The organism is Acidovorax sp. KNOB132 (genome assembly GCF_057541515.1).
On record NZ_BAAJYT010000130.1, the window covers coordinates 1 to 10,139 of the forward strand.

Genomic DNA, 10,139 nt, shown 5'->3' on the forward strand with positions numbered 1-10,139 from the left:
CGGCCTGGGCGTCGGCCGCGCTGCGCACGGTGCCGGCGCCGACCACCGCTTCTGGCACGTCGCGGGCGATGGCTTCCATGCAGGCCAGGGCCTGCGGGGTGCGCAGCGTCACCTCCAGCATGCGGATGCCGCCAGCCACCAGGGCACGGGCCATGGGCACGGCGTGGGCCACGTCGTTGAGCACGATGACCGGGATGACCGGCGCGTCGCGCATGACCTGCACGGCGGTGAAGGCCGCGTTACCGTGGTTCTGCTGGTTGGTGTCGTCGTCGTTCACAGCCACGAGCAGGCTCCCTCTTCTGCGCTGAGCGCGTTGCGCCGGAATCCGGCAAACAGTTCACGGCCCCAGCCGTGGGCGTTGTCTTCGGCCTGTGCAGGCGGCAGCACGGCGGGCGTGCGGGCCTGCCAGGTGGCGGCATCGACCAGCACATCGAGCGTGCCCGCCACGGCGTCCAGCCGGATGATGTCGCCGTCCTGCACCCGCGCCAGCGCGCCGCCGGCGTTGGCTTCGGGCGAGACGTGGATGGCGGCGGGCACCTTGCCCGATGCGCCGCTCATGCGGCCATCGGTCACCAGCGCCACGCGGTAGCCCTTGCCTTGCAGCACGGCCAGGGGCGGGGTCAGCTTGTGCAGCTCGGGCATGCCGTTGGCCTGCGGCCCTTGCCAGCGCACCACGCAGATCACGTCGCGGTCCAGCTGCCCGGCCTGGAAGGCGGCCTGCAGTTCGGCCTGCGAGCCGAACACGGCGGCGGGCGCCTCGACCACGTGGCGGTCTTCCGGCACGGCCGAGACCTTGATCACGCTGCGCCCCAGGTTGCCCTGCAGCAGCTTGAGGCCGCCGGTGGCGCTGAACGGCGCGGTGGCTGGGCGCAGCACGCCGTCGTCGCCGCTGGCGCCGATGTCGGTCCAGCCCAGGCGCCCTTCGGCGTCGCCATGGGGCAGCCGGGTGTATTCGCGGATGCCGCCGGGTCGCACGGTGAGCACGTCTTCGTGCATCAGGCCGGCATCGAGCAGTTCGCGCAGCACGTAGCCCGGGCCGCCCGCGGCCTGGAACTGGTTCACGTCGGCGCTGCCGTTGGGGTACACGCGGGCCAGCAGCGGCACGGCGTGCGACAGCGCGGCGAAGTCGTCCCAGTCGATGACGATGCCGGCCGCACGCGCCACGGCCACCCAGTGGATGAGGTGGTTGGTGGAGCCGCCCGTGGCGAGCAAGGCCGACATGGCGTTGACGATGGCGCGCTCGTCGATGACCTTGCCGATGGGCGGGCACGCGGGGCCGAGCACGGTGCGCGCGGCCTCGCGGGTCAGTTCCTGCCGCAGCGCCTGGCCGGGGTTGATGAAGGCGGTGCCGGGCACGTGCAGGCCCATGGCTTCCAGCAGCATCTGGTTGCTGTTGGCGGTGCCGTAGAACGTGCAGGTGCCTTCGCTGTGGTAAGCGGCGGATTCGGCGGCCAGCAGTTCGGCGCGGCCCACCAGGCCTTGCGCGGCCTGCTCGCGCACCTTGGCCTTGGCGTTGTTCGACAGGCCCGAGGTCATGGGGCCGGCCGGCACGAAGACGGTGGGCAGGTGGCCGAACTGCAGCGCGCCGATGAGCAGGCCGGGCACGATCTTGTCGCACACGCCAGCATGAGCGCGGCGTCGAACACGTCATGGCTCAGGGACACCGCCGTGGCCATGGCGATCACGTCGCGGCTGAACAGGCTCAGCTCCATGCCGGGCGTGCCCTGCGTGACGCCGTCGCACATGGCGGGCACCCCGCCGGCGACCTGCGCGGTGGCGCCGTGCTTTCGGACCTCGTCCTTGATCAGATCGGGGTAGTGCTGCAGCGGCGCGTGGGCCGAGAGCATGTCGTTGTAGGCATTGACGATGCCAACGTTGGGTGCCTTCTGGGCCACCACGCGCAGCTTGTCGTTGCCGGGCATGCCGGCGAAGGCGTGCGCCACGTTGGCGCAACCCAGGCGGTCTGCGCCGCGGTCGCGGTGTGCATGGGCTTCGAGCTGGGCAAGGTAGGCGGCGCGGGTGGGCGCGCTGCGCTCGCGGATGCGCCGGGTAACGGCTTCAACGGTATCGTGGATGGGCATGCTGGCGGGTGTTGGCAACGGGCTGGCGGAGCGCCCATGGTAAACCCGCAGGCCGCTCCGTCTGTAGGCAAAGGGCATGTGTCGGCCCGCCCCGGCCCGTGGCCGCGGGGCGAGCCCATGCGTGCCGGGTTACTGCGCGCCGCGCGCCTGCTTGACGGCCGCGTTCACCGCGTCCCAGGTTTCCTGGCCGACCGATTTGGCGATGCCGGTGTTCACGCTGGCGAGCTTTTCGCGCATGCGGTTGGCTTCCGAGCCGGGCAGTTCGTTGACCTGCATGCCCTTGGTCTTGAGGTCGGCCAGGGCCTTGGCGGCTTCTTCGCGCGTGTCCTTGCGTTCGAAGTCGCGGCTCTTGACGGCGGCGTCCTGCAGCACCTTCTTTTCGGCGGCGGAGAGGGTGTCCCACCACTTCTTGCTGACGGTGACGATCCACGGGCTGTACACGTGGTTGGTCACCGTGAGGTACTTCTGCACTTCGTAGAACTTGCTGGACACCACCGTGTTGAACGGGTTCTCCTGGCCATCGACCGCGCGCGTTTCCAGGGCGGTGAACAGTTCCGAGAACGGCAGCGGCACGGCATTGGCGCCCAGGGCCTTGAAGCTGTCGAGGAACACGTTGTTCTGCATCACGCGCAGCTTGATGTCGCCCAGGTCTTCCAGCTTGTTGACGGGGCGCTTGCTGTTGGTGAGGTTGCGAAAGCCGTTCTCCCAGTAGACCAGCCCGACCATGCCCTTGGGCTCCAGCTTGGCCTTGACCTTTTCGCCGACCGGGCCGTCGAGCACGGCATCGGCCTCCTTCACGTTGTTGAAGAGGAACGGCGTGTCCCACACGGCCATCTCGGGCACGATGCCCACCAGCGTGGCGGTGGAGCCCACCATCATCTCCTGCGCGCCGCCGATCAGCGCCTGCTGCATCTGGGTGTCGGAGCCCAGGGCGGCGTTGCCGATGGTGCGCACCTTCATCTTGCCGCCGGAGGCCTTCTCGACCTCCTGCGCGAACAGGCGCGCCGCGCGGCCCTGGTTGGAATCGTCGACCAGGCCATAGCCGAAGCGCACCAGGCGCGGCTTGAAGTCCTGGGCCTGGGCGGCCCCGGCGGCCACCAGTGCGGCCACCAGGCCGGCGAGAGCGAAACGGATACGCATGCTTGTCTCCTTGTATTGAAAGCGCTGAAGAAAGAGGGAAAACGAAACCATTGGAAATCGGGGCCGGCGGCGGCTCAGTGCAGCCAGCGCAGCGGGCCGGTGATCAGCACCGGGAACAGCACGAACAGCACCAGCAGCACCACGTACATCAGCAGGAACGGCGTGGTGCCCTTGATGACGGTCTCCATGCGCAGACCACCCACCCCCGCCACCACGTTCTGCACCGTGCCGACGGGCGGCGTGATGAGGCCGAGGGATCCCACATAGATGAACATGAAGCCGAAGTACACCGGATCGATGCCGGCCTTCACCGCCAGCGGCAGGCACACCGGCCCGAAGATCAGGATGGTGGGCGTCAGGTCCATGGCCGTGCCCACCACCAGCAGGAACAGCATCATCAGCGCCATGAACACGATGGGATTGCCCATCACGCCGGAGAAGCTGTCCGCCAGCATGGCGGGCAGGTCGGCCAGGGTGATCATGTAAGCCGTCACGGTGGCCGCGCCGCACAGGAACATCACCACGGCGGTGGTCTTGCCCGCGGCCAGGAACACCTCGTACAACTGGGCCCAGGTGAGTTCGCGGTACACGAACATGGACACGAACAGGGCGTAGACCGCGGCCACCACGGCGGCTTCGGTCGGCGTGAAGATGCCGCCCTTGAGCCCGCCCAGGATGATGACCGGCATCATCATGGCCCAGAAGCTGTTGACCAGCGCCTTCATGCGCGCACCCCATTCCACGCGCTCCATGGACGGCAGCTGGTGCTTGCGGGCGATCCACCACCAGGCCAGGATCAGGAAGATGCCCATCATCAGGCCCGGAAACACCCCCGCCAGGAACAGCTTGCTGATGGAGGTGTTGGTCGTCACCCCGTAGATCACGAACGGCATCGACGGCGGAATGATCGGCGCGATGATGCCGCCCGATGCCAGCAGGCCCGCGCTGTAGCTGGGCGGGTAGTTCTGCTGGCGCATCATCGGCAGCAGGATGGTGGCCAGGGCCGCGGTGTCGGCGATGGCCGAGCCGCTCATCGAGGCCAGCAGCACCGCGGCGCCGATGGCCACGAAGCCCAGTCCCCCGCGGATGTGTCCCACGAAAGCGCGCGCCAGGTCGATGATGCGGCGCGACAGCCCGCCCGCATTCATCAGCTCGCCCGCCAGGATGAAGAACGGCACCGCCAGCAGCGGAAAGTTGTCGAAGCCGGCCTGCAGGTTCTGCGCGAGCAGCTGCGAGTCGAAGAAGTCCAGGTGCCACATCAGGGCCACGCCCGTCAGCACCAGCGCGTGGGCGATCGGCATGCCGATCACCATGCCGCCGATGAGCACCAGCAGAAAAATCGCGGTCACGATCATGTCCGGCCCCTTATTCGATGTCACCCGCCGGGCCGGCCGGCGTGGGCGGCTCGCCGCGCAGCAGGTCGAACACCAGGGCCACCAGCAGGCCGGCCGCCAGCACCAGCGTGGCGGCTGCGGCCAGCGCCAGCGGGTAGCCGAGCACCGTGCTGTAGCTGCTCATGCCGGCCACCACCTGCTCCCAGGAGCCCTTCAGCAGCAGCACCATGCACACCGCCACGAGCAACTGGCTCACCCAGAACAGGCCCTTGCGCGCCCCGCCCTTCACGCGCGAGGTGAGCATGTCGAAGCCCAGGTGCTTGCCTTCGAAGGCCGCGACGATGGAGCCCACCGCCACCAGCCACACGAACAGCAGGCGCGAGACCTCTTCGTACGACACGATGCTGGTGTGGAACACATAGCGCAGCACCACGTTGACGAACACCGCCACCACCATGCCGGCGAGCGCCAGCACCATGAACAGCTCGGCCAGCCGCTGCAGTGCCGGCTTGCGGCGGGGTGGCGCGTGCGGGGAAGAAGACGGGGCGGACGGGGCGGCCAGATCCCTCGTCGGCGGCTGCGGACTGCTCATGCGTTGTCTCCTGCCGCCGTGTCGCGGCCTGTTTTTTCGGGGGTGAAAGCCTCGGGGCCGCGCACCCAGGCCACGGCGTCCTGCACCAGCGTGGCGATGGGCTGCGTGGCATCGAGCGTCAGCACGCCGGGCTCGCCCTCGGGCGATTCCAGCGTGGCGAACTGGTCGGCCACCAACGCGGGCGAAAAGAAGTGGCCGGGCCGCGACTGCACGCGCACCAGCGCTTCGTCATAGCCCAGCTTCAGGAAGACGAAGCCGAGCGCCGGGTGCGCCTCGCGCAGGCGGTCGCGGTACTTGCGGCGCAGCGCGGAGCAGGTCAGCACCACGCCCGGCCCGCCTTTGCTGGAGTCCAGCAACCGGGCCAGGCGGCCGAGCCAGCCGGCGCGGTCGGCATCGGTCAGCGGTGTGCCGGCCCGCATCTTGGCGATGCTCTCGGGGGCGTGGTAGGCGTCGCCTTCGTGCAGCGTCCAGCCCAGGGCCTGCGCGCAGGACTCGCCGACGCTGGACTTGCCGCAGCCCGACACGCCCATCACGACGATGGCCTGCGGGCGAAACATTGAGATAGCGCTATCCATTGAATTCGAAGAAATGCGGTGGGGCATGGCGCCGCACCGCGGGTGGCTGGGCCGGGTTTGCCGCACGCTACAGCGCCATCGGTCGCCGCATGCTTGTTTACCCTGTGAAAGATAGCGCTATCTTAGGAAACAATGCCACCCAGACTGCTCCGGATTAACCCTTGACCGACGCCACCCGCCGCCCCCGCCGCTCCAGCGGCCGCATCACGCTCGACGACGTGGCGCGCGATGCCGCCGTGAGCCCGATCACCGTCTCGCGCGTGCTGCGCGGCGAACGCAGCGTGGACGCGCAACTGGCCGAGCGTGTGCGCGCCTCGGCCGACCGCCTGGGCTACGTGCCCGATCCGGCGGCGCGCGCCCTCGCCTCCCAGCGAAGCACCCAGGTGCTGGTGCTGGTGCCCATGCTGTCCAACACGCTCTTCGTCGATCTGCTGGAGGCGGTGCACCGCACGCTGTTCCCCGAGGGCTTTCACCCGCTCATCGGCGTGACCCACTACGACACCACCGAAGAAGAGCTGCTGCTGCGCACCTACCTGCCCCACCGGCCCGCCGGCCTGCTGGTCACCGGGTTCGACCGCAGCGAAACCGCCCGCCAGCTCATCGCCCGCAGCGGCGTGCCCTGCGTGCACCTGATGGAGACCAGCACGGCGCCGAACGTCGCCTGCGTGGGCTTTTCGCAGACCGATGCGGGCGCGGCCATCACCCGCCACCTGCTGGACCGGGGCCGCCGCCGCATCGCCTTCTGCGCCGCCCAGCTGGACCCGCGCACGCTGCAGCGCGCCGAGGGCTACCGCCGCTGCCTGCGCGAGGCGGGCCTGTACGACCCGGCGCTGGAGGTGCTCAGCCCGGAGCGCTCGTCGGTCGCACTGGGCGCGCGGCTGTTCGAAGAGGTGGTGCGCCGCATGCCCGGGGTGGATGCCATCTTCTTTTGCAACGACGACATCGCCCAGGGCGGGCTGCTGGCGGCCAACCGGCTGGGGGTGGCGGTGCCCGGGCGGATCGCGGTGGCCGGATTCAACGACCTGGAGGGCAGCGACCAGATGGTGCCGCCCCTCACCACCGTGCGCACGCCGCGCGCCGAGGTCGGGCGCGCCGGCGCGGCAATGCTGCTCGGGCTGATGCGCGGCGCGCCCAACGGGCCGGGCTGCGTCGAGCTGGGCTACGAACTCATCGTACGCGGCAGCACCTGATCACCGATCCAGCGCGGGGATGGCCAGCGGTGCGCCGCGCTGGTGCGCATCCAGAACGATCTGCGTGGTGAAGCTGCGCACGTTGGGGTCGTGCAGCAGGCACGCCTCGCAGAAGGCCTCGTACGCCGCCAGGTCGGGCACGATGACGATCAACACGTAATCGACGCTGCCGGCCACGCCGTAGCATTGCTGCACCTCGCCGCGCTGTCCCACGGTCTCGCGGAAGGCCCGCGTGGCGCGTGCCGACTCGTCGATCAGGTCGACCTGCACGATGGCCGTGATGCCCAGGCCCAGCCGGGTGCAATCGAGCTGGGCGGTCTCGGCCTGGATGACGCCCGCCTCGCGCAGGCGCTTCAATCGCCGTTGCACTGCCGCGGCGGACAGGCCGACGCGCGCGCCGATCTGCTCGCTGGGCACGCGGGTGTCCCGCTGGTAGAGGTCGAGGATCTGGCGGTCGAAGGCGTCGAGGGGCATGGCGTCGGAGGGTTGCACGAAGGCCGCGTGGAAGGCGCCCACAACGCGGCGAGGCGGCGCTGGCGGGGGCGCGATCGCGGCCCGGCCCACCGCACCGGTTTGCATACTTTGGGCATGACCATTATCGACACCCCCCACCGCCTCTCGCTGCGCAACATCGAGCGCGCGGCCTCCCTGATCGACCCCGTGTTTCTCCACAGCCCGCAGTACGAATGCGAGCCGCTCAGCCAGGCGCTGGGCGCCGCCCTGACGCTCAAGGTCGAAACGCTGAACCCGCTGCGCTCGTTCAAGGGGCGCGGCGCCGACTTCTTCCTCAAGGACAACGCGGCGGCGCTGGCCGGCCGGCCCCTGGTCTGCGCCACGGCCGGCAACTGGGGGCAGGCCATGGCCTATGTGTGCCGCGCCCGCGGCTGGCCGCTGGTGGTCTATACCGCCACCACGGCCAATGCCTTCAAGGTCGAGCGGATGCGCGCGATGGGCGCCGAGGTGCGCCTGCACAGCGAAGACTTCGACACCGCCAAGGAAGAGGCCCGGCGCTTTTGCGCGTCGTCCGGCGCGCTGCTGGTCGAGGATGGGCTGGAGACCCAAATCAGCGAAGGCGCCGGCACCATCGCCCGCGAACTGCTGGCGCGCGATGCCTTCGATGCCCTGCTGGTGCCGCTGGGCAATGGCGCCCTGCTCAACGGCATGGGCCTGTGGACGAAAGCCCATGCGCCGGCCACGCGGGTGATCGGCGTTTGCGCGGAAGGCGCGGATGCCATGGCCGCCTCCTGGAGGGCGCGCCGGCTGATCGAGCGGCCCGCCACGCAGACCATCGCCGATGGCATCGCGGTGCGGCGCCCCGTGCCGCAGGCGCTGGACGACATGCAAGGCCTGGTGGACGACGTGCTGCTGGTGAGCGATGCGGCCATCCGGCGCGCGATGCAGCTGGTGTTCCAGACGGCCGGCTTGATGGTGGAGCCCGCCGGCATCGTCGGCGTGGCCGCCGTGATGGAACACCCCGCGCTGCGATCGCAGAAGCTGGCGACCGTGCTGTGCGGCAGCAACCTCACCCCGCAGCAGATCGTGCAGTGGCTGCATTGAGGCCCCTTCCGCCGAGATTGGAGCGCCCAAAGAAAAAGCCCGGCGGACCGGGCTTGCTGTCGAGGGATCGGAGGACGCGGCCGGCGGCCACCCCCTCACGCCCGGATCAAAGCGGTGCCAGCGTGACCTCGACGCGGCGGGCTTCGGCGTTGCTGCCGCCGGCCTGCGTGACGGCGGGCTTGCGCAGGTCGATCTTGTCTTCGGGCACGCCGGCCGTCTTGAGCGCGTCGCGCACGGCCAGCGCGCGGTCCTTGGCCAGCTGCGCGTTGGCGGCGGCGTCGCCCGTGGCATCGTGGTAACCGGAGACCACCACCGAGCGGCCTTCGGCCACGGCACGCGACACGTCGGCCAGGGCCGGTGCGGCACCGGGAGCCAGGTCGGCACGGCCCGTCGCGAAGTAGAAGCGGACCACGCCGCCATCCACCACCACGCGGGCCACTTCGTCCTCGGCCACCACCAGCGTGCCGGCGGGTGCGACCACCACGGCGGCGGGCTCGACCACCGGGGCGCGCGCCAGGCTGCGCTGCTTGTACACCGTCACGCCCACCACCGAGGACACCACCAGGGCAATCAACGCGAACAGGAACCCGAGGGCAAAACGTTGCTGGCTGTCGTCATCGGAACTGCTGAAGGCCATGGGAAGAACTCCGTAAAGTAAATAATGGGGGCTGAAGACAACCCGCGATTGTAGAGTCATGACGCCGCTGCCCGCCCCCTTGCGCGACCCCGCCCCCCTGCTCCAGCGCACCCTGGACGAATGGGGCGGCCAGGACGATCTGTGGATCTTCGGCTACGGCTCGCTGATCTGGCGGCCCGATTTCGACTTCGCCGAGCAGCGCCCCGCCCGCGTGCATGGCTGGCACCGCGCCCTCAAGATGTGGAGCCGCATCAACCGCGGCACGCCCGAGCGGCCCGGCCTGGTGTTCGGCATGCTCTCGGGCGGCAGCTGCCGCGGCATGGTGTTCCGCGTGGACCGCGAGCACGCCCGCCAGACCATGGTCAACCTCTGGCAGCGCGAGATGGCCCTGGCGGTGTACGACCCGCGCTGGCTGCCCTGCCAGACGCCCCAGGGCACGGTGCGCGCCCTCGCCTTCACGCTGTCGCGCCGCAGCCCGAGCCACGCCGGCGTGCTGCCGGACGACGAATACCGCCGCATCTTCGAGCAGGCCACCGGCATCTACGGCACCACCCGCGACTACGCTCAGGCCACCTACGACGAACTGCGCCGCCTGGGCATCCACGACCGGGCGCTGGGCAAGCTGCTGGCGCTGGCGCCCGGCCACAAGCGCTGACCTGCAGCGCGCGCCGGGGCACAATCGCCCGATGAGCAGCAGCCCCCTTTCCTCCTCCATCGCCGACCTGCGCAAGAGCTACGAGCGCGCGGAACTCAGCGAAGACGCCTCCCTGGCCGACCCGCTGGCCCAGTTCGACCAGTGGCTGCAGCAGGCCCTGGCCGCCTAGCACCCGCAGCCAGCGCCTGCGGCGCGGTGCTGATGCTCGGACCTGGACAACTTCAAGACCCTGAACAGACCCAGGGCCCATGAGCGCGGTGACAAGTGCTGCTGCGCCCAGGTGGCGCTGCCGGCTGCGCGACGTGCGTGCCGGGCCCGAAAGCACACCCGTGGGCGCGCCATGGCGGCGACGAGTTCGTGGTGGTGCTGGAAGACCTA

At 69.9% G+C, this 10,139-nt stretch carries 10 protein-coding genes and 3 pseudogenes; 4 read left to right on the plus strand and 9 right to left on the minus strand.

From position 1 onward, the window contains the following. From AC27IO_RS15645 to AC27IO_RS15675, 7 genes and pseudogenes are all read right to left on the minus strand, one after another. Positions 1–214 (minus strand): annotated as a pseudogene (locus AC27IO_RS15645) (keto-deoxy-phosphogluconate aldolase); the annotation flags it as partial. A gap of 59 nt (positions 215–273) precedes the next feature. Continuing rightward, positions 274–996, minus strand: coding sequence for a hypothetical protein (locus tag AC27IO_RS15650; protein ID WP_498739586.1), 723 nt, complete (start codon positions 994–996; stop codon positions 274–276). Positions 997–1,017: 21 nt separating this feature from the next. Beyond that, positions 1,018–2,159 (minus strand): annotated as a pseudogene (locus tag AC27IO_RS15655) (dihydroxy-acid dehydratase domain-containing protein); the annotation flags it as partial. 51 nt (positions 2,160–2,210) lie between these two features. Next, a complete protein-coding gene (locus AC27IO_RS15660; protein ID WP_317355031.1) occupies positions 2,211–3,221 on the minus strand; it encodes a TRAP transporter substrate-binding protein in 1,011 nt (336 codons plus the stop codon). Between the two features lie 74 nt (positions 3,222–3,295). Then, complete coding sequence (locus AC27IO_RS15665; RefSeq protein WP_284428366.1) at positions 3,296–4,576, minus strand: TRAP transporter large permease; 1,281 nt, start codon at positions 4,574–4,576, stop codon at positions 3,296–3,298. Positions 4,577–4,586: 10 nt separating this feature from the next. Then, positions 4,587–5,147 carry a TRAP transporter small permease gene (locus tag AC27IO_RS15670; RefSeq protein WP_487090191.1) on the minus strand — a complete coding sequence of 187 codons (561 nt, stop codon included), beginning with the start codon at positions 5,145–5,147 and terminating at the stop codon, positions 4,587–4,589. After that, complete coding sequence (locus AC27IO_RS15675; RefSeq protein WP_498739578.1) at positions 5,144–5,722, minus strand: gluconokinase; 579 nt, start codon at positions 5,720–5,722, stop codon at positions 5,144–5,146. The genes AC27IO_RS15670 and AC27IO_RS15675 overlap by 4 nt, the downstream gene beginning before the upstream one ends. 161 nt (positions 5,723–5,883) lie before the next feature. Between AC27IO_RS15675 and gntR the strand changes: the two genes are divergently transcribed. Further along, positions 5,884–6,912, plus strand: coding sequence for an HTH-type transcriptional regulator GntR (gene gntR, locus AC27IO_RS15680; RefSeq protein ID WP_498739580.1), 1,029 nt, complete (start codon positions 5,884–5,886; stop codon positions 6,910–6,912). Here the strand turns inward: gntR and AC27IO_RS15685 are convergent, their stop codons facing one another. Beyond that, positions 6,913–7,386 (minus strand): Lrp/AsnC family transcriptional regulator, encoded by a 474-nt coding sequence (locus tag AC27IO_RS15685; protein ID WP_284427879.1) that lies wholly within the window; start codon positions 7,384–7,386, stop codon positions 6,913–6,915. It lies immediately after the preceding gene. A gap of 114 nt (positions 7,387–7,500) precedes the next feature. Between AC27IO_RS15685 and AC27IO_RS15690 the strand changes: the two genes are divergently transcribed. Continuing rightward, entirely contained in the window at positions 7,501–8,469 is a 969-nt protein-coding gene (locus AC27IO_RS15690; protein WP_498739582.1) for a threonine ammonia-lyase, read from the plus strand. A 106-nt stretch (positions 8,470–8,575) separates the two neighbouring features. On the opposite strand, the gene AC27IO_RS15695 is transcribed toward AC27IO_RS15690, so the two are convergent. Continuing rightward, positions 8,576–9,106, minus strand: a complete 531-nt coding sequence (locus tag AC27IO_RS15695; protein WP_284428370.1) for an OmpA family protein — start codon at positions 9,104–9,106, stop codon at positions 8,576–8,578. A gap of 58 nt (positions 9,107–9,164) precedes the next feature. Between AC27IO_RS15695 and AC27IO_RS15700 the strand changes: the two genes are divergently transcribed. Together AC27IO_RS15700 and AC27IO_RS15705 are read left to right on the plus strand one after the other, a co-directional pair. Next, on the plus strand, positions 9,165–9,761 hold the full coding sequence (locus AC27IO_RS15700) for a gamma-glutamylcyclotransferase (protein WP_284401998.1): 597 nt from the start codon (positions 9,165–9,167) through the stop codon (positions 9,759–9,761). Between the two features lie 31 nt (positions 9,762–9,792). After that, positions 9,793–9,927 (plus strand): annotated as a pseudogene (locus tag AC27IO_RS15705) (pyridoxamine 5'-phosphate oxidase); the annotation flags it as partial. Positions 9,928–10,139: the final 212 nt, after the last annotated feature.

What these genes read in the sequence shown, in the direction of transcription:
- AC27IO_RS15650 (WP_498739586.1), bottom strand. Translation starts at nt 996, where the DNA reads ATGCACGAAGACGTGCTCACCGTGCGACCCGGCGGCATCCGCGAATAC.
- AC27IO_RS15660 (WP_317355031.1), bottom strand. Translation starts at nt 3,221, where the DNA reads ATGCGTATCCGTTTCGCTCTCGCCGGCCTGGTGGCCGCACTGGTGGCC.
- AC27IO_RS15665 (WP_284428366.1), bottom strand. Translation starts at nt 4,576, where the DNA reads ATGATCGTGACCGCGATTTTTCTGCTGGTGCTCATCGGCGGCATGGTG.
- AC27IO_RS15670 (WP_487090191.1), bottom strand. Translation starts at nt 5,147, where the DNA reads ATGAGCAGTCCGCAGCCGCCGACGAGGGATCTGGCCGCCCCGTCCGCC.
- AC27IO_RS15675 (WP_498739578.1), bottom strand. Translation starts at nt 5,722, where the DNA reads ATGGATAGCGCTATCTCAATGTTTCGCCCGCAGGCCATCGTCGTGATG.
- AC27IO_RS15685 (WP_284427879.1), bottom strand. Translation starts at nt 7,386, where the DNA reads ATGCCCCTCGACGCCTTCGACCGCCAGATCCTCGACCTCTACCAGCGG.
- AC27IO_RS15690 (WP_498739582.1), top strand. Translation starts at nt 7,501, where the DNA reads ATGACCATTATCGACACCCCCCACCGCCTCTCGCTGCGCAACATCGAG.
- AC27IO_RS15695 (WP_284428370.1), bottom strand. Translation starts at nt 9,106, where the DNA reads ATGGCCTTCAGCAGTTCCGATGACGACAGCCAGCAACGTTTTGCCCTC.
- AC27IO_RS15700 (WP_284401998.1), top strand. Translation starts at nt 9,165, where the DNA reads ATGACGCCGCTGCCCGCCCCCTTGCGCGACCCCGCCCCCCTGCTCCAG.